A 25,668-nucleotide genomic window follows, 5' to 3' on the forward strand; every position below is an offset into this window, starting at 1 on the left:
CACCAAAGAAGCGCCAAGGCAGGCGCGCGCGATCATCCATGTCGAACACCCGGGTCATGCCTCGCAGATACAGCGCCGCCGCCCCGCTATCAAGAGGCCGCCCACACCAGGCTTCTCCTGGCCGCAAATATCCTGCAAATACCCCGGTGGCAGCGGCCCCCGCTTCCGGACACCGCCAGCCCCTTCAGGCCGCCTCGTGCCGCAGGATCGCCGCCTCCGACGGACTGAGGCAACGCCGCGCGTACCCGCCATAAAGATGCGGCTCCTGCCCCAGATTTGGGTCGAGCGCCAGCAGCCGCGCACGATCCGCCTCGGTGAGCGTCGAAAGCGCCGCGCTCGCCGGGTGAAAGCTCTCGGTCTCCACGCCGTTGGCCCAGATGATCTCGTGCCCGGGCAGGAGCAAGTGGATATAGGTCACCTCGCGCGATGCCAGGTCGACGGTAACGCTGTCGTTGTTGATGAGATCGCGCGCCATCACCAGCACCTCGGGAGTGTTGAACAGCGACCGCGCCACCTCGCCGCGCACCAGCATGCGATGCTCGGGACTCACCAGCAGCGTGGCGTCGGGCACGTCGCTGCCCAGCGCGCCCGCGCGCAGCCGCACCGGGCGCAATCGCGGCATCGCGAAGAGCCGCGCCCCCGTCATGCGGCGGCTGCCGACCCAGCGGATATCCTGCAAGCCGCTGTCACGGGTCTGCACCCGGTCGCCCTCGCGCAATTCTTCCACAAGTCGCGGGCCCTCGGGCGTCTCGATCCGTGTGCCGGGGGTGAAACAGATCACGCCGCCCGATGCCGGGCTTGTCGCCGCCCCCTGCATGCCGTCAAGCGAATGATGGACCACCCACATCTCTGTGCGCTGCGGCGGGAACTCGTCGAGAAACATCAGCAGGGGCTGCGCGCCACCCTCGACCTCGATCACCGTGACCGTGTAACTGCGCAGCCCGTCGGTGACCACGAAGCCCAGGTCGCTCATCGGCTCGTCTACCTCGATGCGCTCCAGGTCGCGCCGCCCGCTGATCGCCGCACCGACCAGCCGCCGCACCATCCGAGCCGCGCGCCTGCGCTGCACGGCCTCGCCCTGCGCCATGTCCAGCCGCAACAGATTGGGCGGGCCGTCCACGCGGACCGCGTCGCCCTGCCAGGACCATGTCATCCCGACAGACATGGCCTGCGGCGGTAATGCGCGCTGACCATCCAGTTCCGTTTGCGACCAGGAGATGACGAACGTGCCACGAAAGCCCGTCCCCATGCCTGATACCTGCCTCTCGTCTTTTTTTATTGGCTTGACAGTAGCAAATCTGATTCGCCCTGCAAACCCGGGTTTGCAAATTTTTAGAAACGCAGCCGAAATTGCAGCGATCCAACCACCTGTCCCTCGCGCTGCCCCTCGAATTCCTCGCCGAGCCAGGTCACGCCGTAGAAGAGCGCGCCGCCGCCCTGCCCTTCCCAGTGGACCCCGCCGCGCACCCGCGTGCGCGTTTCCTCGACCTGCACGCCGCTGCGCGACGGCAGCAATTCGCTGTCCTCGACATGGGCGATATCCGCCCCGATGATGAAGGCATAGCCGGGCGCATCCTCGCGCACCACCCGGTAGCGCTGGCCGGTCACCGGCTCGCGCACAAGCAGCTCGCCCCGAGTGAGGCTGCCGATGGTAATGTCGGCCCCTGCGCGTACCAATGTCTCGATCCCGGCCCGCGCCTCGGCAAAGGGCCGCAGCCGCACGCCCCCCAGATCGAAGCTGCGCCCCGCCTCCACCACGGCGGTGGGGTGAAACCCGTCACTCACCTGATTGCGCCGCACGCCTGCGGACAGATCGTCGCCGCCCACGATGTCGTGAAGAAAGCCCTGGAAATCGTCGAGCCCTGTCTGTGAACCGGTCACCACGAGATCCGCGCCCACCGCGTATTCCATACCTGCGCGCGCGACGTGGCTGTGCAGCCCGAGGCTCAGCGCCCCGGCAAAGGGGCGATCCCCCGGCGCCGGGGTCGACACGTCGTCCGGCGCGATGATCTCGCCATTGAAGCGAAGCTCCAGCATCTCGCCCAGCCGTGCGGGCGCCGTGCCGTTCCAGCCCGGCGCGTAAACGCGGCTCGACGCGACCGACCCGCTGCGCCAGCGATCATGCCCGTCGCCGATAATGTCATTGGTGAAGACGAGGCCATAGCCGACGCGATAGCGGCCCTCCGCCTGCGCAGCCCCCGTGACGACAAGGCAAACCCCGAGGGCCCATGCAAAAAGACGCACCATCGCGCGTGCTCCTATCCGATGCCCCCCCGGGCAAGACAAGGTGTAGCACCGACACAGGGCAGTATTCCAGCGAAACCGTGGCATGGAGGGGGCAATCCGAAACGACACCTCACATCCTCGAACCTGGCCCTAGGTGTTCAGTCCCGACGCCCCTCGCTCCGCCCGAAGAGTTCCCCGCTTTCGCGGGGATGACGGAAGCGATCACAGCGCCCGCATCCAGAATTGCAGGTCGTGGTCGGTCTCGGTCGTCCGGTCGATATCCTTCCAACGGAACTGCGCCACCGCCCCCGTGACCGGCGCATAACCACGCTTGCGCCAAAAGGCGTCGAGCGGGCGATAGCCCTCGGGGCGCAGGGGATGATCCACCGGGCGAACCACCCCGCAGAACGCGCAATGCGTCCGGCCAAGGGTGCGGGCATGCGCCTCGCGCGCGTCAAAGAAACGGTGCCCGACCCCCTGCCCGCGATACTCGGGCAGCAGAACGCTCTCGGCGCAGTAGAATATCTGCGTGAGCGGCACGCCACAGCCCGCCAGCGCCGCGCCGAAATCATCGGCGTGGTCCTCCATCGGGGTGCCGGTCGCCGCGCCCACCAGCCGATCGCCATCCCAGGCCCCCACGAGGATCGCGTCGTCGCTGTCGCGATAGACCTGAAGATAGCCTTCCTCGTAGGCGAGATCACCGTCATAGAGATAGGGAAAGGCGCGAAATACCTCGATCCGCAGCCGCGCCACCCCGGGCAGCGCCTCGGCCAGCGCCGCGCCCGTAAGCCGCGCCACCCGGATCATGCCGCGACCTGCCGCATCCAGTCGGCGAGGTTGTAATGGGTCACCACCCGCGTGATGTGCCCGTCCTCGAGCGAAAAGAACGACCCGGCAGGCAGCCGGTAGGTCTGCCCCCGCGCCTCGGGCAGGCCCTCGTCCGTTGCCAGATAGGTGCCGTTGACGATGTATTCGGCCGCCGCCCGCGTGCCGCCTTCGGCCTCGAAGATGACCATGTCGGTCAATTCCTCGCGGTAGCAGTGGCTCATATGGTCGCAAAAGGCGCGAAAGGCGTCTTTGCCGGTGCGTACCTGTCCCTCGTTCACGAAATGGCGCACGTCGTTGCTCAAGCAGGCGAGCATTCCCTCGACGTCGCCGTGGTTGAAAGCCTCGAAATAGGCGCGCACGGTTTCGCTCATGCGGTCTCCTCCTCCTCGTCGGGTGGCCCCCATCGCTCGATCAGGTGGCCGACGATCTGGTCGCGGGTCTTGCGATAGGCTTCAAGCCGCGCCTCGCGGGTTTGCGCAAGCCCGGTTGGGTCCATGATCGGCCAGTAAACGACATCGAGGTGAAAAAACCGCGTGAGATCGAGCGCGCGGCGTTGGCTTGCCGGGCTCAGCGCGACGATGAGATCAAAGGACGACAGATCGTCGCCCCACTGCTCCATCTCGTCAAAGCTGCGCGAGCGGTGGCGTTCCAGCTCAACCCCGATCTCGCGGCAAACGGCGATCGCGAAACCGTCGATATCCATGTCGCTCTTGACACCCGCCGATTGCACGTAGGTCTCGGTGCCATAGAATTTCTTCATGATGCCCTCGGCCATCGGCGAGCGCACGGCGTTGTGATCGCAGCAGAACAGCACCGATTGCGGCAAGGGCGCTGGCATCCGCTCAGCCTCCGTGATGCAACACACAGATGAGCGTAAAGAGGCGGCGCGCGGTGTCGGAGTCGACCTCCGCCTTACCCTCCAGCCGTTCGGCCAGCACGCGCGCCCCCTCGTTGTGGATACCGCGCCGCGCCATGTCGATGGTTTCGATCTGGGAGGGGGGCATGTTCTTGACCGCGTCGAAATAGCTCTCGCAGATGGCCCAGTAATCCTTGACCACCTGCCGGAATGGCGACAGTGACAAGTGGAACTCGGCCGCCGGTTCACCATCCTTGGTGCGGATGTCGAAGACCAGCCGCTTTTCGCGGATCGCGAGCCCTACGCGATAGGGACCATCGGGCACGACCCGGTCATCGCGCACCGGCAGGGCAAAGCTGTTTTCCTCGATGAGGTCATACATCGCCACCTTGCGTTCCTGCTCGATCTCGGGCGTGGGCGGCGGCAGGTTGGCATCATCCAACTCGATATGGCAAATCCGGCTCATGGTGTCCCCCGTTCGGGCCTTCTCTTGCCTGTCCCTAGCCCAGCGGCGCGCGGCGGGCAATCGGCTCCGGTGCCCTGCCACACGGAATGCCACTTTGCGTCACCCGGCTGCCACGCCCGCCCCTCAATGGTCGCAATTTTGGTGCGCAGGAGCATATTATTGCCCTGATCGAATGGAATATTGTCCGCAGATCAGGAATAATGACACGACCCGCATGGCCAAACTGACCAAGGCCACAGGCAAGGTGCGGGCGATAAACGGGGCGCTCTGATGCTCGAGTTCGAAAACGTCTCCAAGTCCTTCTGGACGGGAACACAGCACAAGGTGATCCTGGAGAAGGTATCGTTTCGCGTCGAGATCGGGCGCAGCCTTGGCATCCTCGCCCCCAACGGCACCGGCAAGACGACGGTCATCAACATGATGGCAGGGCTGGAAAAACCCGACGAGGGCGTGATCCGGCGCGGCTGCCGCATCTCGTTCCCGCTGGGCTTCATGGGCGGGGTGGTCTCGCGCCTGTCGGCCAAGGAAAACGCCCGCTACATCGCCCAACTCTACGGCATCGACCCCGATTACGTCGAAGCCTATTGCCGCTGGCTGTGCGGGTTGGGCGAGTATTTCGACCAGCCGCTCGGCACCTATTCCTCGGGGATGCGCGCGCGGTTCAGCTTCGCGCTCATGCTGGCGCTTGATTTCGACATGTATCTCATCGACGAGGGTATGCCCGGCACCACCGATGTCGAATTCAATCGCAAGGCCGGCCAAATCCTGCAAGAAAGGCTGCGCACCACCACGATCATCATCGTCTCGCACGATCCGCGCGTGCTTGAGAAATTCGCCAGTTCCGCCGCCGTTCTAACGGGCGGCAAGCTTTACATGTTCGACACCTTGGAAGAGGCAAAAGAGCTTTATGACTACGAAACCCAAGGTTAGCAAGTTCCGCATCCGTCGGAGCGCATCCACCGCCCCCGCCGCCGGGAGCTACGGCAACGCCGCCGAGGCACAGCCGGCGCCCGAGGCTCAGGCAGGACATGCGCCGGGCCAACAGGCCGGTCAGAAACCCGAACCGCCCCGCGACGGCCAGATCGACCAGACCCGCGCTGAGGCGCCCGGCACCAGCATCGACGACATCCGCCGCGAGGGGCTCACGGGGCGGGAATTGCGCATGGCCCGGCGCGTGGCACAAAAGCACGGGCTCGCCCCCACGTCGGATTTCGACGCCGTCCGCCTCCTGCGCGCCCGCGGGATCGACCCGTTTCAGCGGACCACAATGCTCGAACTCGTGAAGGGTGACGGCGCCAAGGCGCGGGACGAGGACCGCGTGCAACTGCCTCAGACGGTGCCCGCGCCGGGCCATAATCTGCCCTCGACCGAAACCAACCCCGCAGACCGCCGCGCCGCCGAGATCGTCGGCATCCAGCGTGACATCGTCAAGCGTCGGCGTCGCAAGATGCTGTTGCTGTTCTCGCGGCTCGCGGCCTTTGTCATCCTGCCCACCTTCCTCGCGGGCTATTACTTCGCCGTGATGGCGACGCCAATGTATTCGTCCAACTCGGCCTTCCTGATCCTGTCGGCCGATGGCAGCGGCGGCGGCAAGGGCGGGCTTGGCGGCCTCCTGCCCGGCCAGTTTGCCACCGGACAGGACGCTATCGCCACGCAAGAATACCTAGAATCCAAGGATGCGATGCTGCGCCTCGACCGCGAACAGGACTATCGCGCGCATTTCAGCCAGCCGTGGATCGACCCGATCCAGCGGCTTGACCCGGATGCCAGTACCGAGGACCTCTACAGCCTGTTCCGCAACCATGTGAAGATCGGCTACGATCCCACGGAAGGCGTGATGCGCATGGAGGTGATCGCCGCCGACCCCGAGACGAGCGTGCGCTTCAACCAGCAGCTCATCGCCTATGCCGAGGAGCGTGTGGACGAGCTTAGCCGCGACAAGCGCGACGACGCGGTGAAGACCGCCGCCGAGAGCCTCGAACAGGCCAAGGCCGACCGACGCGCGGCGCAGGAACGTCTCGTCGCGCTGCAGGAAGGCAGCATCCTCGATCCCGAGGGCGAGATCGCCAGCATCCGCAGCCTCATCAACACCGTCGAGCTGCAACTCCAGGAGAAAGAGCTCGCGCTCAGCGTGCAGAACAACAACCCGCGCCCCAACACCGCCAAGGTCGAGGCGCTCGAGAGCGAGATCAACGTATTGCGCGCCGAGCTTGAACGCCAGAAGCGCCGCCTGACCGATGCAGCCTCGGGCGAAAGATCTCTCGCCTCCAAGACCGCGGCGATCCAGATGGCGCAGGCCGATCTCGCCACCGCCGACCTCGTGCTGCAATCCGCGCTCGAAACCATGCGGATGTCCGAGATCGAGGCCAACAAGCAGGTGCGCTATCTCACCGTCAGCGCGCGCCCCGTCGCCCCGCAGGAAGCCGCTTATCCCAAGGTGTTCGAGAACACCGTTCTGGCCTTCCTGATCTTTTCTGGTATCTACCTGATGATCTCGCTTACGGCGTCCATTCTGCGCGAACAGGTGTCTTCCTGATATGCAACATGTCGACCTGAACGGCCAGACGCTCGGCAACGACCGGGCGCTCACGCTCATCGCCGGTCCGTGCCAGCTCGAATCCGCCGATCACGCCCAGATGATCGCGGGCAGTCTGCAAGAGGCGTGCCACGCCGCGGGCGCCGGGCTGATCTTCAAGGGCAGCTTTGACAAGGCCAACCGCACCTCGCTCACTGGGCGGCGCGGGCTCGGTCTCGACGAGGGGCTGAAGGTGCTGCAATCGGTGAAGGACACGCTCGGCGTTCCGGTGCTGACGGATGTACACCTGCCCGATCAATGCGCGACCGTGGCCGAGGTGGTCGACGTCCTTCAAATCCCTGCGTTCCTCTGCCGCCAGACCGACCTTCTGCTCGCGGCGGGCGAGACCGGGGCAGCGATCAACGTCAAGAAGGGTCAGTTCCTGGCGCCCTGGGATATGCCCAACGTGGTGGCCAAGATCGAATCGACCGGCAACCGCCGCATCCTGCTGACCGAGCGCGGCACCTCGTTCGGCTACAATACGCTTGTCGCCGACATGCGCAGCCTGCCGCAGATGGCGCGCACCGGCTACCCGGTGGTGATGGACGCCACCCATTCGGTACAGCAGCCCGGCGGGCAGGGCGGCAGCAGCGGCGGGCAACGCGAATTCGCCCCCGTCATGGCCCGCGCGGCCGTGGCGCTCGGCGTGGCGGGGGTGTTCATCGAAACCCACGAGGCGCCCGACACCGCCCCCTCGGACGGGCCCAACATGATCCCGCTCTCCGAAATGCCCGGCCTGATCGACACGCTGATGGCCTTCGACCGGCTGGCCAAGGCCCATCCGATCACCCTCTGACCGCAGACGAGTTCCTTTCATGACCAGACCCTTGCCCACCGTCAGCCCCAACACGTGGGAGTTTCTCCGCGACCCGATGATCGCGCCCACGGGTTTCCGAGAATACGACGCGCGCTGGAAATATCCCGACGAGATCAACCTGCCCGGCATCACCGCCCTCGGCCTCGGCCTCGGTACGCAGATACGCGCGCACGGGATCGACCCGGTGATCGCGGTCGGCAACGATTACCGGGACTACTCGCTCGCCATCAAGAATGCGCTGGTCCTCGGGCTGATGCAGGCGGGCATCCACGTAAAGGACATCGGCCCGTGCCTGTCGCCGATGGCCTATTTCGCGCAGTTCCACCTCGATGCGCCCGCCGTGGCGATGGTCACCGCCAGCCACAATCCCAACGGCTGGACAGGGGTCAAGATGGGGTTTGAGCGGCCCCTGACGCATGGCCCAGACGAGATGGCGGAACTCCGCGATATCGTGCTGGAGGGACGCGGGCAGCCCCATGAGGGCGGCGGCTACGAATTCGTCGATGGCGTGCGCGAAGCCTATCTCGATGATCTTGCGGGCGATTTCCGCATGACCCGCAAGCTGCGCGTGGTCTGCGCCACCGGCAACGGCACGGCCTCGGCCTTTGCGCCGGAGTTGTTCGAGCGCATCGGGGTCGAGGTGATCCCCTCGCACAACCGGCTCGATTACACCTTCCCCCACTACAACCCCAACCCCGAGGCGATGGAGATGCTCCACGACATGGCCGCGACCGTGCGCGCCACCGGGGCGGATTTCGCGCTCGGCTTCGACGGCGACGGTGACCGCTGCGGCGTGGTCGATGACGAGGGCGAGGAGATCTTTGCCGACAAGGTGGGGGTCATCATGGCGCGGGACCTCAGCGCGCTTTACCCCAACGCCACCTTTGTCGCGGACGTGAAATCCACTGGGCTCTTCGCCTCGGACCCGGTGCTGCGCCGGAACGGCGCCAAGGCCGATTACTGGAAAACCGGCCACAGCCACATGAAACGGCGCGTCAAGCAGCTCGGCGCGCTGGCAGGGTTCGAGAAATCAGGGCACTACTTCTTCGCCGAGCCGGTGGGGCGCGGCTACGATTGCGGGCTGCGCGTGGCAGTGGAAATCTGCAAGCTGATGGACCGCAATCCGTCCATGTCCATGTCGGACCTGCGCCGCGCGCTGCCGCAGACATGGGCTACCCCAACCATGTCGCCATACTGCGCCGATACAGAAAAATATAGCGTTCTCAACAGGATCGTCGCGCGGCTCGTGGCGATGCAGGAGGCGGGCGAGACCGTGGCCGGGCGCCCCATCGCGGAGGTGGTCACGGTCAACGGCGCACGGGTCATCCTCGACAACGGCTCATGGGGGTTGGTGCGGGCCTCAAGCAATACACCCAACCTCGTGGTGGTCTGCGAGAGCGGCGAGAGCGAGGCAGAGATGCGCGCGATCTTTGCCGATATCGACGCGGTGATCCGCACCGAGCCGGGCGTGGGCGCCTACGACCAGACGATCTGAGACGGCCCTGCGGACCGCCGGGCCCTGCACCAGATCCTCGGTGCCGGACCAGGTGCAGGCCATCTAGTTCACGTAATGCACCTGGTCGAATTCCCGCCGCCAACCTGTCGTTTCGGCGCGCGAACCTGCAGGTTCGGGGCTGCGCAGCGCGCGGGCGATTAACCGGGCCATAAGCGGGGCATGATCGGGTGTCACCCCGCGACGGACAAGCTCGGGCGTGCCGATGCGCAGGCCGTTCATGTCGCCCGATACCGGGGCTACGGGCAGGCCGATGCCACAGGCGAGAAAGCCCGCCTGCCGCAGGTGCCGCGCCGCCGCCTGCCCGCCACCAAACGCGGCAGCCTCGAGCGCGAACTGGTGCGAGCGGGTGGCCACGCCCCGGGTCTTGAACACCGGCAACCCCTCGGCCTCCATCGCGTCGGCCAGGGCCTGGGCCACGGCGACCATCTGCGCGGCATAGGCGCGGCCGTGGGTTTTCCAGTCGCACAGCGTGATGGCGAGCGCGGCGGATTTGGCTGCGTCGAAATTGGCGGTGAGGCCGGGAAAGGCGATGGCGTCGAGCCGCTCGGCAAGACCCGCGTCGTTGGTGACGATGAGGCCGCCCGCCGGGCCGCCGAGGCTCTTGTAGGTGCTCATCGTCATCAGGTGCGCGCCCTCGGCCAAGGGGTTCTTCCATGCGCCCCCGGCGATGATGCCGCATTGATGCGCGGCGTCGAAGAGAAGATGCGCGCCGACGTCGTCGGCAATGCCGCGCACCTCGGCAACCGGGTGTTCCGCCAGGTTGAGCGAGGCCCCCAGCGTAATGAGCCGGGGCCGCGTCTCGTGGGCAAGGGCGCGCAGGGCGTCCACGTCCACGGTATAGCCGTCGGTCGCCACCGGGGCCTCGATGATGCGCAAGCCATAGAGCCCGGCACAGCCCGGCCCGTGGTGGGTGACATGCCCGCCGATGGCAGCGGGGGGCGCGATGATCGTGTCGCCGGGCTGGCAGGTGGCCATGAAACCCATGAGGTTGGCGATGGCGCCGGAGGGCGTGCGGATCTCGGCGTAGCGCGCGCCGAAAACCTCGGCCGCGAGTTCCGCCGCGATCACCTCGATCTCTTCGATCGCCTCCAGCCCGGTCTCGTACTTGTCGCCGGGGTAGCCCAGCGAGGGACGCGAGCCGAGCCCCGAGGCCAGCAGCGCCTCGGCGCGGGGGTTCATGACGTTGGTGGCGGGATTGAGGTTGAAGCACTCGTCATCGTGGATGCGGCGGTTCTCCACGGCCAGCGCCTCGATGCGGGCGGCGATGGTGTCCGCGTCCTGCGCGGCGGTGCGGGTGGCGATGGTCTGGACAAGGTCCTCGCAAGGGCCGGGCACCCAGTCGCGGCGGGCAAGGGGCATGGGGCGTCTCCTTTGGTGGTCGGGCGATACTCTGCGCGCGATGCGCGGCAGGCGCAAACCGGAAATAGCGGGGATGGGCATGGGTGCCGGTTCTGGCCTTGGGCGGTCGTTGCCGTGAGCCGCGCCATCGACAGGCCGCGGGCTGGCGATCCGACGGAATTTCAGGGCGCTTTATGCCTGCCGAATCCGAAAAACCTGTAATCGGTGCGCGAGCTTAGACAAATCGCCAGTCCGGGGGGCGGCCTGGCGATGGGGCGGCGGGCTTCGCCCTCGATTCCGCGCCGGGGCCAAGACCGAACCGTCCGGCTCCAGGCCAATCGCAACCTTCACGGCGCGTTCGGCCACAGGCGGCTTCGTCCCGCGGAGCCGTTCCCGGGCCCTGATCCGGGCGATCAGGGATGCAGCAGAGGCAGGCGCGGCCCCATCCCGATGTCCCGGCGTTTCGTGCCGGGGAGACGCCAAACCGTACTGGCCATTCCCTTGCCGCTGCGTTATCTGGCACGGGTTGAGACAAGGGGGCGCGCGATGTCTGAGAGAGCCGCATTCGAGACGCCGGGGCCGGTGGAATCCGATCTGAGCCACGCGATCTCTCCGACCGAGGAGATCATTGCCGAAATCGCCGCGGGGCGGATGGTGATCCTCGTCGATCACGAGGACCGCGAGAACGAGGGCGACCTGGTGATCGCCGCCGAATTCGCCACGCCGGAGGCGGTGAATTTCATGGCCACCCACGGGCGCGGCCTCATTTGCCTGCCGATGACACCGGAGCGGATCGACCGGCTGGGTCTGCCGATGATGGCGGTGAACAACTCTTCGCGCCACGAGACCGCGTTCACCGTCTCGATCGAGGCGCGCGAGGGCGTGAGCACCGGCATTTCCGCCCAAGACCGGGCGCTGACCATCGCCACCGCGATCAACGAGCAGAACACGCACGCCCATATCGCCACGCCGGGGCATGTTTTCCCGCTGCGCGCGCGGCGCGGCGGGGTGCTGGTGCGCGCAGGCCACACCGAGGCGGCGGTGGATATCGCGCGGCTGGCGGGGCTGAATCCGGCAGGCGTGATCTGCGAGATCATGAAGGAGGATGGCAGCATGGCGCGGCTGCCCGACCTGATCGAGTTCGCCGCCGAGCATGGCCTCAAGATCGGCACCATCTCGGACCTGATCGCCTATCGCCACCGCCACGACAATCTGGTGATCGAGACCGGGCGCGAGCGCGTCACCTCGTGCCACGGCGGCGAATGGGACATGCGCATCTTCGCCGACCAGATCACCGGGACCGAGCATGTCGTGCTGACCAAGGGCAACGTGACCGACGGCGAACCCGTGCTGACACGGGCGCATGCGCTCAACGCGCTGGAAGATGTGCTGGGCATCGGCGCGCAGGCGGGCCACGGCCCGGCGGGCAAGCTGCCGCGCGCGATGGAGATCATCGCCCGCGAGGGGCGCGGCGCGGTGTTCCTGTTCCGGCAGCCCCGGCCCAAGCTGGCGGGCGAGATGGCCGACGAGGATGCTCCGCGCACGATCAAGCATACCGGGCTTGGCGCGCAGATCATGGCGGTGCTGGGGATTCACCGGCTGGTGCTGCTGACCGACAGCCCCGATACGCGCTACCTGGGCCTCGATGCCTATGGCATCACCATCGAGGGTACGCACCCGCTGAGCGAGGAGTGAGGACATGGCCGAGCACGAATACACCATGCCGCGCGCCGAATTCGAGGCGCCGGTGAAGCTGCTCATCGTGGTGGCGCCGTTCTACCGCGACATCGCCGACAACCTGATCGCCGGTGCCGTAGCCGAGATCGAGGCCACGGGCGCGACCCACGAGATCGCCGAGGTGCCCGGCGCGCTGGAGCTGCCGACGGCCATCGGGATTGCCGAGCGGATGTCCAACTTTGACGGCTACGTGGCGCTGGGCTGCGTGATCCGGGGCGAAACCACGCATTACGAGACGGTGTGCAACGACAGCTCGCGCGGGCTGATGCTGTTGGGGTTACAGGGGCTGTGCATCGGCAACGGTATCCTGACGGTGGAGAACCGCGCGCAGGCAGAGGTGCGCGCCGATCCGGGCGAGATGAACAAGGGCGCGGGCGCCGCGGCGGCGGCCTTGCATCTGGTGGCACTGGCCCGTAAATGGGGCGGCCCGCGCAAGGGCGTGGGATTCAAGCCCGCGTCGGACGAATACCGGATCGCAGGCGAGACGAAGGACGACCCCAAGGCATGAGCGACGACAGCGCCCCGGCACGGCCGGGCAGACACAGCATGAAATCCGCGGCCCGGCTCTATGCCGTGCAGGCGCTCTACCAGATGGAGCAATCGGGACAGGGCAGCGACGCGGTGCGGCGCGAGTTTCTCGAGCATCGTTTCGGTGCCGAGATCGACGAGGGCGTGGAGATGGCCGAGGGCGATGCCGGGCTATTCGGGCTGATCCTCGACGAGGCGGTGAACTGGCAGGGCAAGATCGACCAGATGACCGATCGCGCGCTGGTGGCGAAATGGCCGATCGCGCGGATCGACCCGGTTCTGCGCGCGCTGTTTCGCGCCGCGGGGGCCGAGATGGGCCAGAAGGGCACGCCGCCCAAGGTGGTCATCATGGAATATGTCGAGGTGGCCAAGGCGTTCTATCCCGAGGGGCGCGAGCCGAAATTCGTCAATGCCGTGCTCGACCACATGGCGCGCGAGGCGCGGCCCGAGGCGTTCTGAGGCGCTGACCGCTGCTCGCTGTCCGCCCGGTCAGCCGTTTTCGCGCAGGATGCCGCCCGCGAGGTAGAGCGAGCCGCAGATCAGGATGCGCGCGCGCGGCACCCGGGCGACGATCTCCTCCACCGCCGCCAGCGCGCTTTCAGCCATCCGCGCGTCCATCCCGACGCCGCGCGCGGCCTGCGCCGTGGCATCGGCGGGCAGGGTGTTGGCCTCGCCGGGAATGGACACGGCGGTGAGGCCCTGCGCCACCCGCGCCAGCGGCGCGAGGTAGCCCGAGACATCCTTGGTGTTGAGCATCCCGCAGACGAGGTAGGTGGGCCGGGGCGCAAGGCCCGCGAGGTGCCGCGCCAGTGCGTGCCCGGCGGCGGGGTTGTGCCCGCCGTCGAGCCAAAGCTCCGCGTCGCCCGCCGCGTCCACCAGCGGACCCCATGCCAGCCGCTGCATCCGCGCGGGCCATTCGGCCCGCGTGACCGCGCCTTCGAGCGCCGCCTCGCCCAGCCCCAGCCCCCGCAGCGCGGCCAGCGCGATACCCGCATTCTCCACCTGGTGCGCGCCGGGCAGGTTCGGCAGCGGCAGGTCACACAGGCCGTGTTCGTCCTGGTAGACGAGCCGCCCGCGCTCCTGCTGCACATGCCAGTGCTGGCCATGGGCCAGCAGCGGCGCGCCCAGCCGTGCGGCGCGCGCCTCGATCACGTCCATCGCCGCGTCGTCCTGCGGGCCAACGACGCACGGCACGAGGCGCTTGATAATCCCCGCCTTCTCGCCCGCGATCGCGGCCAGCGTGTCGCCGAGGAAGCCTTCGTGATCCATCGACACCGGGGTGATGACCGTGAGCGCGGGCCGTGCGATCACGTTGGTCGCATCGAGCCGTCCGCCAAGCCCCACCTCCAGCAGCGTGTAATCCGCCTCGACCCGCGACATGGCGAGGAGGGCTGCGCAGGTGGTGATTTCGAAATAGGTGATCGGCACGCCACCATTGGCGGCCTCGCACTCGTCAAGCACCGCCGTCAGGTGATCCTCGGCGATCAGGTCCCCGGCCAGCCGGATGCGTTCATGAAACCGCGCCAGGTGCGGCGAGGTATAGGCGTGGCAGGTCTTTCCCGCCGCCTCGATCCCTGCCCGGATCATGGCGAGCGTCGAGCCCTTGCCGTTGGTGCCCGCGATGTGGATCACCGGCGGCAGCCGATCCTGCGGATTGCCTAGCGCATCAAGAAGCCGCCACATGCGGTCGAGCGTCAGGTCGATGATCTTGGGGTGCAGCGCCATCATCCGCGACAGGATGAGGTCCGATGTGGCCGCGCTCATTTTTCCGCGTCGTCCGTGGCCTGTGCCTCGATCGCGAGCGGCGCGGGTGCGGGCAGGTCGGCCTTCACCGCGGGCGGCAGGCCCATCAGCATGCGGGTGATGGTGATCAGGTCATCGCGCAACTCGGTGCGTGGCGTCACCCGGTCGAGCATCCCGTGCTCGAGCAGGTATTCGGCACGCTGGAAACCCTCGGGCAGCTTCTCCCGGATGGTCTGTTCGATCACGCGCGGCCCGGCGAAACAGATCAGCGCGTTCGGCTCGGCGATGTGCACATCGCCCAGCATAGCGTAGGAGGCGGTGACGCCGCCGGTGGTGGGATGGGTCAGCACCACGATGTAGGGCAGCCCGGCCTCGCGCAACATCTGCACCGCCACGGTGGTGCGCGGCATCTGCATGAGGGACAGGATGCCCTCCTGCATCCGCGCGCCGCCCGCCGCGGAAAACAGGATCAGCGGGCGCTTGAGCTGCACCGCCTGCTCGGCGGCGGCGATGATCGCGTTGCCCACATACATGCCCATCGACCCGGCCATGAAGCTGAAATCCTGTGCCGCCGCGACGATCGGCGTGCGACCGATCTCGCCGGTGGCAACGAGCATCGCCTCCTTCTCGCCGGTGGTTTTCTGTGCTGTGCGCAGCCGGTCGGGGTATTTTTTCTGGTCGCGGAATTGCAGCGGGTCGGGCGTGGGCGCGGGCACCGCCACCTCGGTGAACACGCCCCCGTCGAACAGCGCGGCAAAGCGCGCGCGCGGCGTGATCCCCATGTGGTAGCCGCAACTGGTGCAGACGTTGAGATTGCCGGACAACTCGCGGTGAAACAGCATAGTTCCGCACTCGTCGCATTTCGTCCACAGGTTCTCGGGCATCTCGCGGCGCGAGAAGATCGAGTTGATGCGCGGGCGCACGTAATTGGTGATCCAGTTCATCGCGGGCCGGGTCCTGTCGCTGATCCTGCCCTCACTTAAGCGGGCGGCGCACGAAATGCAATCAGCCGCGCAGGGCCAGCCGGATCGCCAGCCAGCTACAGAGCAGCATCAGGATATCCGTGGGCAGGACCGCCAGCACCGCGCCCTCTTCGCCCAGCGAGAAGGGAAAGACATAGAGCGCCAGCCCGTCGAACTGCCCCTTCGGCGCGGCCACGAGGATGGCGCTGAAATTGTTGACGAAATGCAGCGCCGTAGCCGGCCCCAGCGTGCCGAACCGTGCGGTCAGATCGGCGGCGGCCAGCCCGAACCCCGTGGCCCAGACCATCACCAGCCAGCCATTCGCGCCATAGGTAACACTGTCGAAATGCAGCAGCCCGAAGCCGAGCGCGGGCAGCGACATCCAGATCACCGGCGAGGTGAAGCGCGCGGCAAGCTGGGTTTGCAGGTAGCCGCGAAACGCCACCTCCTCGGCGAAGACCTGGCAAAACAGCCCGGCAATCCCCAGCGGCAGCAGCATCGCCCATGTCGCGGCGGCGAGGTTGCGCTCGAGCGCCATCGCCTCGGGTAGGGGCACGAGGGCAATGATGGCGTGGAGCGCCGCAACCGCGAGCAACGCCCGCCCGAACTGCCGCGTCGCACGCGGCAGCGGCCCCACGAGGCTCATGAGGCCCCGCCGGTGCACCGCGCGCAGGCTGAGTGCGAGCGCCACGATCAGCAGGCCGAAGGTGGCGAGATTGATCAGCACGCCCGTGGGCGTCGTCGCCGTCTCGACCCCCGGTACGATCCGGGCCCAGCGCTCGACACCGAATATCACCGGCAACAGCCCCGACCACATGATGCTCAACAGGAAGAACAGGGCCACGGTCAGGCAGATACCCGCCCCCAGCCGCCCCAGTCCTGCGGAGGGGCGTGCGGGGGCGACCAGGATCTCGTGGGCGGCGTAACGCATGGCGGGCACGCTAGCGGGGTGCGGGTGGGGGTGCAATCGGCTTGCCCCGCGCCGCGCGCTGGCCTAGACCGGATGCCAGCCGAAAATCGCCAGCCAATCCCGAGAGGCCCCAGATGACCCGCTTCGACAAGTCCAAACTGCCCAGCCGCTACGTGACCGAGGGCTCCGCCCGCGCCCCGCACCGGTCCTACTACTACGCGATGGGCATGACCGAGACCGAGATCCATCAGCCCCTCGTCGGCGTCGCAACCTGCTGGAACGAGGCCGCACCGTGCAACATCGCGCTCAGCCGCCAGGCGCAGGCCGTCAAGGGCGGCGTCAAGGAGGCGCATGGCACCCCGCGCGAGTTTACCACCATCACCGTCACCGACGGAATCGCGATGGGCCACGAGGGGATGCGCTCGAGCCTCGCCAGCCGCGAGGCCATCGCCGACACGGTGGAGCTGACCATGCGCGGGCATTGCTACGACGCGCTGGTGGGGCTGGCGGGCTGCGACAAATCGCTGCCCGGGATGATGATGGCCATGGTGCGGCTCAACGTGCCGTCGGTGTTCATCTATGGTGGCTCGATCCTGCCGGGCCGCGCGCCGCAGGTGGACGAGATTCCCGAGGATTTCCGCTCGCGCGATCTGACCGTGCAGGACATGTTCGAGGCCGTCGGCCGCAACCAGAACGGCACGCTGTCGGATGCCGCGCTCGAAATGCTCGAACGCGTGGCCTGCCCCTCGGCGGGGGCCTGTGGCGGGCAGTTCACCGCCAACACGATGGCCTGCGTTTCCGAGGCGATCGGGCTGGCGCTGATGAATTCCTCCGGTATGCCCGCCCCCTACGAGAGCCGCGACCAGTATGGCGAGGCATCTGGCCGCGCGGTGATGGAGCTGTTGGCGAACAACATCCGCGCGCGCGACGTGGTCACCCGCAAGAGCCTGGAGAACGCGGCGCGCGTGGTGGCTTGCACCGGCGGCAGCACCAATGCCGGGCTGCACCTGCCCGCGATCGCCCACGAGGCGGGGATCGACTTCTTCCTCGAAGATGTCTGCGAAATCTTCCGCGACACGCCCTATTTCGTCGATCTGAAGCCGGGCGGACAATTCGTCGCCAAGGATCTCTTTGACGCGGGCGGCATCCCCGTGGTGATGAAGGAGTTGCGCAAGGCGGGGCTCATCCACGAGGATTGCATCACCGCCTCCGGCCGCTCCATCGGCGAGGAACTCGAGCTTATCACGCGCGAGGCCGATGGCCGCGTCATCCACACCATCGACGCCCCCCTCACGAAAACCGGCGGCGTCGTCGGGCTCAAGGGCAACCTCGCGCCCGAGGGGGCCATCGTCAAGGTCGCGGGTATCGCGCCCGAGCACCAGGTCTTTACCGGACCGGCGCGCGTGTTCGAATGCGAGGAGGACGCCTTTGCCGCCGTCAAGGCGCGCAGCTACGAGGAGGGCGAGGTGATCGTCATCCGCAACGAGGGGCCCGCGGGCGGGCCGGGGATGCGCGAAATGCTGTCGACCACCGCCGCCCTTTCGGGGCAGGGCATGGGCAAGAAGGTGGCGCTTATCACCGATGGCCGCTTCTCGGGCGCGACGCGCGGCTTCTGCGTGGGCCATGTCGGCCCCGAGGCCGCGCAGGGCGGGCCCATCGCGCTGATCGAGACGGGCGACACGATCACCATCGACGCGATCAAGGGGCAACTGTCGGTCGATCTGTCGGACGAGGAGCTTGCCCGCCGTCGCGAGGCATGGACCGGCCCGCGCAAGACGATGTATACCGCCGGTGCGCTGTGGAAATACGCGCAGCTCGTGGGGCCGACCTACAAGGGCGCTGTCACCCATCCCGGCGCGCAGGCCGAATCCCATGTCTACATGGATATCTGAGCCCGGCGCGCGGCGCGCCCTCGCCTGCGCCGCGCTTCTGCTCGCGCTGCCCGGATGTCTCGGCACCGTCGCCGATAGCCCGCAACGCCCGGTAACGGAGATCGTGCTTGGCGCGGGCGCGGTGCGGGTGAGCGCGCCGCGCGGCTATTGCATCGATGACGGCAGCCTGCGCAGCCTCGCCGGTGGCGGCGGCTTTGCGCTGCTGGCCCCGTGCGCGCAACTGGCCGGCACGCCGGGCCAGACCGCGGCGCCAGCGCTGATGACCGTCTCGGTCATGCGGCAAGCCCGTGACGCCGCCCCGCCCGACGCCGAGGGCCTCGTCGCCGCCATAGCCCCGGCGCCGGTGGGCGCACAGGGGCAGGAGGCGGGTCTTGCCTATGTGCAGGTGATGCAGGGCGGCGAGGCAGTCCTGCCCGGCGGCGACCCGCGCCACTGGCGCGGCGCGCGCTTGGTCGGCGGGCACCTCGCGAGCCTCTCGCTCTACGCCCCCGAGGGCAGTGCGCTTGCCGGGCGCGAGGGCCGCCTGCTGCTCGCCGATCTCGCAGCCGGGCTGTCCGGGCGGGCGCCGGAGGCACCGGCAGAAGCGGATACTGACACAGAGGTCGAGGCCGAGACGACAACCGAGGCGGAGACCGGGGCGGAGACGACTGCGGCGAAGACGCAACGCCGCGGCTTCTTCGCGCGATTGTTTCCCGTTTCGGATTAATGCTATGCACATTCCTGTCATGGTAACGTCGCGGCCTCTGCCGTGCGCGACAGGGTATTCAAAGGTGCGCCCCGCATGAAACTGCTCGACACCGTCCTGCATCGCCGCGCGATGCGTGCCTGGCGCAGGGCCGCCCGCGGCGCCCCGGACATGAGCCTCGACGAGCTGCGCCGCATCCGCTCGGGGGGCACACGGCTCTTGCATTTCCTGCAAGAGGCGCTCGCTGTGGCCGACCACCGCCTTGCCCTGCCGGTCGTGGGCTCGAACGCCTTTCCCCGGCCCCACGGCACCGACTGGTCGTGGCGGCCCGAGATCTGGCGCCTGCCGCTGCCCGTGCCGGGCCTGGCCTCGGTGCCATCGCGCACGACGCTGGGGCGCGGGGTGACATTGTTTCACGATTGCGCCCATTCCGAATTGTCGCTGCGGCAAGTGCGCAACACCCGCGAATCCGATCTCGCGCCCTACGGGTTGCGCATGGACACGTTCGCCTTCGACGGCTCGTTCCTGTCGCTGGCGATCGACCTGCCGCCAGAGGCGATCGAGGGCATGACCAAGCGTCACCTCGTGCGGCTCGACACCATCATCGACATGGAAAAGCCGCTGGAAATCTTTGCCCGGCTCAATGTCCGCCACGGCCCCAATACCGAGCAGATCATCCGCAAACTGCCGCTTGACGCGCAGGAGAACACGGTCGAATTCGACCTCGCCTATTCCAGCCTCAACGAGAAACGGCTCGAACGCGCGTGGATCGACCTGATCTTCGAGAACCCGGCGATGAGCCAGGTCACGCTGCGCGACGTCACCTTCGGCCGTCGCCTGCGCGCGGCTCTCTGACAAAGGACACCGCAATGAGCGACTGGACCCTGACCAAGACCCGGCTGTTCGAAGGCGTCTGGGAGGGCGTGCTCGCCGGTCCCGAGCCCGGTGCCGCGCCACCCGAGATCGAGGTGACGCACCAGCAGGAGCCGCTCGCCGGGGTCGAGGTGATCGCCCGCCCCGACAGCGCCGACTGGGTGCTGCGCGTGCCGGTGCCCGCCGACCGGATCGCCGACGGGGTGCAGACCTTCGTGATCCGCGACCGGGGCAGCGACGCGGTGCTCGACAGCTTCGCGCTGGTGGCGGGCGACGCGCTCGCCTACGACCTGCGGGCCGAGATCGCACTCCTGCGCGAGGAACTGGACCTGCTCAAACGCGCGTTCCGGCGGCACTGCCTCGAAACGATGTAAGCCGGTGGCAGAGGCCGTGGCGCCCGCAAAGCGGCGTGCGTGGTCGAGATCGGCCAGGGGCGACTGCCGGCATGAGCCGCGCCAGGCGAAAACCCGCCCCCCGCACCCTCAGCAATTGGGGATGTTCACCGCCAGCCCGCCCAGCGAGGTTTCCTTGTACTTCTCGCTCATGTCCGCGCCGGTCTGGCGCATGGTCTCGATGCAGGCGTCGAGCGGCACGAAATGCGTGCCGTCCCCCCGCAGCGCCAGCGACGCCGCCGAAACGGCCTTGATCGCGCCCAGCCCGTTGCGCTCGATGCAGGGCACCTGCACGAGGCCCTTTACCGGGTCACAGGTCATGCCGAGGTGATGCTCCAGCGCGATCTCGGCGGCGTTCTCGATCTGCTGCGGCGTGCCGCCCAGCACCGCGCAGAGCCCGGCCGCCGCCATCGCCGAGGCGCTGCCCACCTCGGCCTGGCACCCTGCCTCCGCGCCCGAGATCGACGCGTTGAACTTTACCAGCCCGCCGATGGCGGCCGCGGTCAGCAGGAAGTCCTCTATCCGGCCCTCATGCGCGCCGGGCACATGCTCCAGCCAGTACTTGATGACCGCCGGCACAACGCCCGCCGCGCCGTTTGTGGGGGCCGTCACCACCTGCCCGCCGGCGGCGTTCTCCTCGTTGACGGCCATCGCGTAGGCGCTCATCCAGTCGTTGATCTTGTGCGGGGCGCTCAGGTTGGTGCCGCGCTCGGCGATCAGCGCGTCGCGGATACCCATGGCCCGACGCTTGACGCCCAGCCCGCCGGGCAACACGCCATCGCAATTCAGCCCCCGTTCGATGCAATCGTCCATCACCTGCCAGATGCGCGCCACGCCAGAGCGCAGGTTCTCCGGCCCGCCCCGGGCAACCTCGTTGGCACGCTTCATTTCGGCGATACTCTTGCCCGAGCGTTCGGCCATCTCCAGCATCTCGACCGCCGACTTGAACGGATAGGGCACCGGGTCGCCCTCGTCGGTGTTGCGGCCCGCGGCCAGCTCGGCTTCGGTCATCACGAAGCCGCCGCCAATGGAGTAATAGGTGTCTTGCAGGATCACGTCGCCCTGCGAATCTGTCGCCATCAGGATCATGCCGTTGGCATGGCCGGGCAGGTTCGGCCCGAAATCGAATTGCAGATCGTCCTTGGGGTGGAATTTCAACTCCGGCAGTCCCGGCGGCGTGACCTTGTGGGTCTCGCGAATCTGTTCGAGCACCTCCTCGGCGGCCTCGGCATCATAGGTATCGGGGCGAAAGCCCGCGAGCCCGAGGATCGTCGCCCGGTCGCTCGCGTGGCCGATCCCGGTAAAGGCAAGCGAGCCGTGCAGCGACCCCTTGAGCCCCGCGTAATGGAATGGCTCGGCGCGCATCCGATCAAGAAAGCGCGCGGCGGCCACCATCGGCCCCATCGTGTGTGACGAGGACGGGCCGATACCGACCTTGAACATCTCGAAGACGGACAGAAACATGATGCGCGCTCCCTGGTCGCGTGCGTTATCCGGTCTTTCCCGCTGCACCACTTGTCCGAAAGCGACCGTTCGGTGCCGTGTGGATGACATGCGCGCGGCTCAAAGCGCCGCGCCCTCCGGCGGATCGGGATGTTCCGGGGCGGTGAAGGGCTGATCCCCCAACCCCTCGGCGGCGATGGCGGCGCGGGTGCTGTCGCGGGCTTCCAGATCGCGGGCCAGCGCCCCGAGCCGTGGCCAGCGCGACAGGTCGAACCATTCGGTGTCGCCCGCCGGGTAGAGCGCGGCCCAGCGCAAGGCAGGGCCGAGATAGAGCCCGAGCACACCCGGCGCCGCGCCGCTGAACAGCGCCGGATCGTCGTCCGCCGCGCGGTCGAGCATGTCGAGGTGGCGCACCGCCTCGCCCTGCATATGCGCGCGCAGCGCCGCCTGAACGGCCCGGTCCGCACCTGCGTATTGATCGGGATAGAAAATCATGCGCAGAGCCGGATGCAGCGTGTTAGACAGGAAAAACAGCCACTTAAGAACCACGGCGCGCTCCGGATCGCCCGGGGTGGGGACCAGCGCGCCATGCCGGTCCGCCAGCCACAAAAGGATTGCGCCGGTCTCGAACACCGGACCGTCCGGCGTCTCCAGCACGGGGATCAGCCCCGCGGGGTTAAGCGCCAGGTAGGCCGAAGATTTCTGCGCCCGCGCCCGGCGATCCACCAGCACGGTCTGGTAGGGCGCGCCCAACTCCTCGAGCGCGAGCCGCACGATGAGCGAGGCGTTGTCGGGCGCGTAATACAACCGGTAGCCGCCGTTCATGGCGTCCGGCCCGGTCGCGCGGGCGGGATCATGAGTCTTTCTGCCAAGAAGACCCCCCTACCCGGTTTCGCCGACGTTTTCCGCGAAGGCGGCATCGAACGCTGCCTTCTTCTCGGCATCGGCATCGGTCTGGTAACGCGCCTTCCACTCGGCATAGGGCATCCCGTAATAGATCTCGCGCGCCTCTTCCTTGGACATCTCGATGCCGCGCTCGTGCGCGGCCTCCTGATACCAGCGGCTCAGGCAATTGCGGCAGAACCCCGCGAGGTTCATCAGGTCGATATTCTGCACGTCGGTGCGCTTGTCCATCAGGTGGGCGCGCAGCCTGCGAAACGCGGCGGCCTCCAGCTCGGTCCGGGTCTGGTCGTCCATGATCTCTCTCCCTTTGGTGCAAAGATGGGCCGGGCGGGCACGCCGCGCAAGGCCCCTCAGACACCCACCCGCGCGGCCACCTCGGCGAGGATGGGGGCCAGCCGCGCGCCCCAGGCCGCCTGTGCCTCGCGCGTCTCGATCAGGTCGTTGCGCAGCTCGATCAGCACGTTGGGCCGCTCAAAGGCAATGGCGTGGCGCGCGATGCTGTCTCCGGGCAGGTGGCCGCCATAGGGCTCGTTGTCACCGACACAGAGATCGGGCTCCTCGCGCAGCCGCGCGATCAGCGGTCGGGCCAGTCGCGTGTCGGCGGCGTAGAGCAGCCCGATATGCCACGGGCGCGGCGGGCGACCGCGGAATTGCGGCGTGAAACTGTGGACGGAGACGATCACCGTGTCCGCGCGCCGCGCCGCCAACTCGGCCAGCGCGGTGTGATAGGGCCGGTAGAGCCGGTTGAGCCGGCGCAAGAAATCCTCGTCGCTGACGTGCCTGTTGGCCGGGATCACCGTGCCGTCGTAGAGCTTCATCACCAGGGTGGGATCGTCCTCGCCGCGATTCGGGTCGATCACCAGCCGCGAGAAATTCGACAGGATCGCCGGGGCATCGAGCGCGGCGGCCAGCGCGCGGGCCACCCCTGCCGCACCCACGTCATAGGCGATGTGGCGCGCCATGTCCGAAGGGGAAATGCCAAGGCTGCCGCCGCCGACGAAGTCGGGCACCGCGTTGGTGGCGTGATCGCAGGTCACGATCCAGCGTGCGGGGCGCGATCCGCCCTCGATGTGATATGGTTGATGCATGATCCGGGTTGGTATTTGGCGTCCGCCTGCTCTAGGACAGTTGCCGGGAAAAGGGAATTGGGTCATAACGCCCCCAACGCACCGTTAGCGATAACAATTCCGGATTTCAGCAGGAGGACAGCAGATGAGACGGCATCGCAATGTCAAGATCGTGGCCACGCTCGGCCCGGCCTCGTCCGATTACGCCACCATCCGCGCGCTGCACGAGGCTGGCGCGGACGTGTTCCGCCTCAACATGAGCCACGGCGAGCACCACGAGATCGCCGAGCGCCATCGCATCATCCGCGAGATCGAGGCGGAAATGAACAGCCCCATCGCCATCCTCGCCGACCTGCAGGGCCCGAAACTGCGGGTCGGCACCTTTGCCCGCGGCGAGGAGGAACTGATCGAGGGCGCGGCGTTCCGGCTCGACCTCGACGAGGCGGAGGGCGATGCCACCCGCGTCTGCCTGCCGCATCCAGAGATTTTCGCGGCATTGGAGCCGGGGGCGAACCTGCTGGTCAACGACGGCAAGATCCGGCTGCGGGTGAAGGAATGCGCCGCCGATTTCGCCGAATGCGAGGTGATCGTGGGGGGGATCATTTCCAACCGCAAGGGCGTCAACGTGCCCGACGTGGTGCTGCCCGTGGCCGCGCTGTCGGACAAGGACCGCGCCGACCTGGAATTCGCTTGCGAGCTTGGCGTGGACTGGCTCGCGCTCAGCTTCGTGCAGCGTCCCGAGGACGTGAACGAGGCGCGCACGCTGGTGCGGGGGCGCGCCGCGATCATGTCGAAGATCGAGAAACCGGCCGCGGTGACGTGCTTTGACGACATCCTCGCCGTCTCGGACGGGATCATGGTGGCGCGCGGCGATCTCGGCGTGGAACTGCCGGTACAGAACGTGCCACCGATCCAGAAACGGCTGGTACGCAAGTGCCGCGCGGCGGCCAAGCCGGTGATCGTCGCCACGCAGATGCTCGAATCGATGATCGAGAGCCCGATGCCCACCCGCGCCGAGGTCTCGGACGTGGCCACCGCCATCTACGAGGGGGCGGACGCGATCATGCTTTCGGCCGAATCGGCGGCGGGCGATTACCCGGTGGAGGCGGTGACCACGATGGACAACGTGGCGCGCGAGGTGGAAAGCGACCCCACCTATCACGAGGTCATCGAGGCCAGCCGCCGGGTCAACCGCCAGAGCATCGCCGACGCCATCGTCGTGGCAGCGCGCGAGATCGCCGAGACCACCGATATCAAGGCGATCTGCTGTTACACCGAATCGGGCACAACCGCGCTGCTGACGGCGCGCGAGCGTCCGCATGTGCCGATCATCGCGCTCACCAGCCTGCGCACCACCGCCCGACGCCTGGCACTGACCTGGGGGGTGAACTGCGTGATGACCGAACAGCTCACCCGGTTCAAGCTGGCGGTGCTCAACGCCGCACGCGCGGCGCGTGCGCAGGGCTATGCCGACGAGAGCGACCAGATCGTCGTTACCGCGGGCGTGCCCTTCAACGTGCCCGGCACCACCAACATCCTGCGCATCGCACCCTGCAAGGAAAGTTTGATCTACGCCACCGATCCGGGATAATCACGCTGTTGCAGGTGTCCTGCGGGGGGGTGTTTCGATGGATGCGGATCTGGCGATGGCGATCGGGCTGGTGCTCGGCGTCTTTTCCGTGCCCTCGATACTCTCGGCGATATCGGAGGCGCGCGCGCCGCGCGTCGGCGCTCTGGTGCTTGTGATCGCGGGCGGGATGATCATCTGGGCGATCTCGCAAAAGCCCGGCGGCTACACGTTCGCCGAACTGCCCGCCGTCATCCTCAACGTGATTGCCCGCTACCTGCCGTGATCGCCGCGCTGGCCGCTCTTGCACAATGCCCGATGCTGGCGTATACGGCGCGCTCAAT

Annotated in this window: 27 protein-coding genes; 13 read left to right on the forward strand and 14 right to left on the reverse strand. The window is 67.5% G+C overall.

What is annotated here, in order from left to right:
• Positions 1–184: 184 nt before the first annotated feature.
• The 6 genes from AC13D8_RS13005 to AC13D8_RS13030 all read right to left on the reverse strand — a co-directional run bounded on the left by AC13D8_RS13005 (position 185) and on the right by AC13D8_RS13030 (position 4,376).
• A complete protein-coding gene (locus AC13D8_RS13005; RefSeq protein ID WP_482969177.1) occupies positions 185–1,249 on the reverse strand; it encodes a Hint domain-containing protein in 1,065 nt (354 codons plus the stop codon).
• 83 nt (positions 1,250–1,332) lie between these two features.
• Entirely contained in the window at positions 1,333–2,247 is a 915-nt protein-coding gene (locus AC13D8_RS13010; protein ID WP_482969178.1) for a lipid A-modifier LpxR family protein, read from the reverse strand.
• A gap of 201 nt (positions 2,248–2,448) precedes the next feature.
• On the reverse strand, positions 2,449–3,033 hold the full coding sequence (locus AC13D8_RS13015) for a GNAT family N-acetyltransferase (protein WP_482969179.1): 585 nt from the start codon (positions 3,031–3,033) through the stop codon (positions 2,449–2,451).
• Positions 3,030–3,425, reverse strand: coding sequence for a ketosteroid isomerase-related protein (locus tag AC13D8_RS13020; protein WP_482969180.1), 396 nt, complete (start codon positions 3,423–3,425; stop codon positions 3,030–3,032). The genes AC13D8_RS13015 and AC13D8_RS13020 overlap by 4 nt, the downstream gene beginning before the upstream one ends.
• Positions 3,422–3,892: an arsenate-mycothiol transferase ArsC gene (locus AC13D8_RS13025; RefSeq protein WP_129433911.1), complete on the reverse strand. Its 471-nt coding sequence runs from the start codon at positions 3,890–3,892 to the stop codon at positions 3,422–3,424. Before AC13D8_RS13025 ends, AC13D8_RS13020 begins: the two co-directional genes overlap by 4 nt.
• 4 nt (positions 3,893–3,896) lie before the next feature.
• Complete coding sequence (locus AC13D8_RS13030; protein ID WP_104017239.1) at positions 3,897–4,376, reverse strand: UPF0262 family protein; 480 nt, start codon at positions 4,374–4,376, stop codon at positions 3,897–3,899.
• A 270-nt stretch (positions 4,377–4,646) separates the two neighbouring features.
• On the opposite strand from AC13D8_RS13030, the gene AC13D8_RS13035 reads away from it, so the two are divergent.
• From AC13D8_RS13035 to AC13D8_RS13050, 4 genes are read left to right on the forward strand one after another with little or no spacing between them, the layout of a single operon-like run.
• Complete coding sequence (locus AC13D8_RS13035) at positions 4,647–5,306, forward strand: ABC transporter ATP-binding protein (protein ID WP_104017240.1); 660 nt, start codon at positions 4,647–4,649, stop codon at positions 5,304–5,306.
• Positions 5,284–6,912, forward strand: a complete 1,629-nt coding sequence (locus AC13D8_RS13040; RefSeq protein ID WP_482969181.1) for a KpsE/RkpR family capsule polysaccharide export protein — start codon at positions 5,284–5,286, stop codon at positions 6,910–6,912. The genes AC13D8_RS13035 and AC13D8_RS13040 overlap by 23 nt, the downstream gene beginning before the upstream one ends.
• Before the next feature lies 1 nt (position 6,913).
• A complete protein-coding gene (gene kdsA, locus AC13D8_RS13045) occupies positions 6,914–7,747 on the forward strand; it encodes a 3-deoxy-8-phosphooctulonate synthase (protein ID WP_482969182.1) in 834 nt (277 codons plus the stop codon).
• Positions 7,748–7,766: 19 nt separating this feature from the next.
• Entirely contained in the window at positions 7,767–9,263 is a 1,497-nt protein-coding gene (locus AC13D8_RS13050) for a phosphomannomutase/phosphoglucomutase (protein WP_482969183.1), read from the forward strand.
• Between the two features lie 63 nt (positions 9,264–9,326).
• Here AC13D8_RS13050 and AC13D8_RS13055 read toward each other — a convergent pair whose 3' ends face one another.
• The gene (locus AC13D8_RS13055; protein ID WP_482969184.1) at positions 9,327–10,643 is read right to left on the reverse strand and encodes an aminotransferase class I/II-fold pyridoxal phosphate-dependent enzyme; all 1,317 of its coding nucleotides are present in this window, start codon (positions 10,641–10,643) and stop codon (positions 9,327–9,329) included.
• A 525-nt stretch (positions 10,644–11,168) separates the two neighbouring features.
• On the opposite strand from AC13D8_RS13055, the gene ribB reads away from it, so the two are divergent.
• The 3 genes from ribB to nusB are packed head-to-tail and all read left to right on the forward strand — an operon-like array spanning position 11,169 to position 13,346.
• Positions 11,169–12,317 (forward strand): 3,4-dihydroxy-2-butanone-4-phosphate synthase, encoded by a 1,149-nt coding sequence (gene ribB, locus AC13D8_RS13060; protein ID WP_482969185.1) that lies wholly within the window; start codon positions 11,169–11,171, stop codon positions 12,315–12,317.
• A gap of 4 nt (positions 12,318–12,321) precedes the next feature.
• Positions 12,322–12,867 carry a 6,7-dimethyl-8-ribityllumazine synthase gene (locus AC13D8_RS13065; protein WP_482969186.1) on the forward strand — a complete coding sequence of 182 codons (546 nt, stop codon included), beginning with the start codon at positions 12,322–12,324 and terminating at the stop codon, positions 12,865–12,867.
• The gene (nusB, locus tag AC13D8_RS13070) at positions 12,864–13,346 is read left to right on the forward strand and encodes a transcription antitermination factor NusB (protein ID WP_104017169.1); all 483 of its coding nucleotides are present in this window, start codon (positions 12,864–12,866) and stop codon (positions 13,344–13,346) included. The genes AC13D8_RS13065 and nusB overlap by 4 nt, the downstream gene beginning before the upstream one ends.
• Positions 13,347–13,376: 30 nt before the next feature.
• On the opposite strand, the gene AC13D8_RS13075 is transcribed toward nusB, so the two are convergent.
• From AC13D8_RS13075 to AC13D8_RS13085, 3 genes are all read right to left on the reverse strand, one after another.
• Complete coding sequence (locus tag AC13D8_RS13075; protein ID WP_482969187.1) at positions 13,377–14,651, reverse strand: bifunctional folylpolyglutamate synthase/dihydrofolate synthase; 1,275 nt, start codon at positions 14,649–14,651, stop codon at positions 13,377–13,379.
• Positions 14,648–15,574, reverse strand: a complete 927-nt coding sequence (gene accD / locus AC13D8_RS13080; protein ID WP_129433930.1) for an acetyl-CoA carboxylase, carboxyltransferase subunit beta — start codon at positions 15,572–15,574, stop codon at positions 14,648–14,650. Before accD ends, AC13D8_RS13075 begins: the two co-directional genes overlap by 4 nt.
• Before the next feature lie 61 nt (positions 15,575–15,635).
• Positions 15,636–16,523 carry a CPBP family intramembrane glutamic endopeptidase gene (locus tag AC13D8_RS13085; RefSeq protein WP_482969188.1) on the reverse strand — a complete coding sequence of 296 codons (888 nt, stop codon included), beginning with the start codon at positions 16,521–16,523 and terminating at the stop codon, positions 15,636–15,638.
• A gap of 113 nt (positions 16,524–16,636) precedes the next feature.
• On the opposite strand from AC13D8_RS13085, the gene ilvD reads away from it, so the two are divergent.
• The 4 genes from ilvD (at position 16,637) to AC13D8_RS13105 (ending at position 20,326) form a co-directional block, all read left to right on the forward strand.
• Positions 16,637–18,394, forward strand: coding sequence for a dihydroxy-acid dehydratase (gene ilvD / locus AC13D8_RS13090; protein WP_482969189.1), 1,758 nt, complete (start codon positions 16,637–16,639; stop codon positions 18,392–18,394).
• On the forward strand, positions 18,375–19,100 hold the full coding sequence (locus AC13D8_RS13095; protein ID WP_482969190.1) for a hypothetical protein: 726 nt from the start codon (positions 18,375–18,377) through the stop codon (positions 19,098–19,100). The genes ilvD and AC13D8_RS13095 overlap by 20 nt, the downstream gene beginning before the upstream one ends.
• Positions 19,101–19,175: 75 nt before the next feature.
• Positions 19,176–19,934, forward strand: coding sequence for a DUF6478 family protein (locus tag AC13D8_RS13100; RefSeq protein ID WP_482969191.1), 759 nt, complete (start codon positions 19,176–19,178; stop codon positions 19,932–19,934).
• A 14-nt stretch (positions 19,935–19,948) separates the two neighbouring features.
• Complete coding sequence (locus AC13D8_RS13105) at positions 19,949–20,326, forward strand: hypothetical protein (RefSeq protein ID WP_482969192.1); 378 nt, start codon at positions 19,949–19,951, stop codon at positions 20,324–20,326.
• 108 nt (positions 20,327–20,434) lie between these two features.
• Here AC13D8_RS13105 and AC13D8_RS13110 read toward each other — a convergent pair whose 3' ends face one another.
• The 4 genes from AC13D8_RS13110 to AC13D8_RS13125 form a co-directional block, all read right to left on the reverse strand.
• The gene (locus AC13D8_RS13110; RefSeq protein WP_104017161.1) at positions 20,435–21,808 is read right to left on the reverse strand and encodes an L-serine ammonia-lyase; all 1,374 of its coding nucleotides are present in this window, start codon (positions 21,806–21,808) and stop codon (positions 20,435–20,437) included.
• A gap of 99 nt (positions 21,809–21,907) precedes the next feature.
• Entirely contained in the window at positions 21,908–22,612 is a 705-nt protein-coding gene (locus AC13D8_RS13115) for a glutathione S-transferase family protein (RefSeq protein ID WP_482969193.1), read from the reverse strand.
• 57 nt (positions 22,613–22,669) lie between these two features.
• Positions 22,670–22,984, reverse strand: a complete 315-nt coding sequence (locus tag AC13D8_RS13120; RefSeq protein WP_482969194.1) for a DUF1244 domain-containing protein — start codon at positions 22,982–22,984, stop codon at positions 22,670–22,672.
• A 56-nt stretch (positions 22,985–23,040) separates the two neighbouring features.
• A complete protein-coding gene (locus tag AC13D8_RS13125) occupies positions 23,041–23,778 on the reverse strand; it encodes an N-formylglutamate amidohydrolase (RefSeq protein WP_482969195.1) in 738 nt (245 codons plus the stop codon).
• 124 nt (positions 23,779–23,902) lie between these two features.
• Here AC13D8_RS13125 and pyk point away from each other — a divergent pair, with 124 nt between their 5' ends.
• Together pyk and AC13D8_RS13135 are read left to right on the forward strand one after the other, a co-directional pair.
• On the forward strand, positions 23,903–25,348 hold the full coding sequence (pyk, locus tag AC13D8_RS13130) for a pyruvate kinase (protein WP_104017157.1): 1,446 nt from the start codon (positions 23,903–23,905) through the stop codon (positions 25,346–25,348).
• A 37-nt stretch (positions 25,349–25,385) separates the two neighbouring features.
• Entirely contained in the window at positions 25,386–25,610 is a 225-nt protein-coding gene (locus AC13D8_RS13135) for a hypothetical protein (protein ID WP_482969196.1), read from the forward strand.
• Positions 25,611–25,668: the final 58 nt, after the last annotated feature.

It is taken from the genome of Roseovarius sp. B-10 (assembly GCF_056859295.1).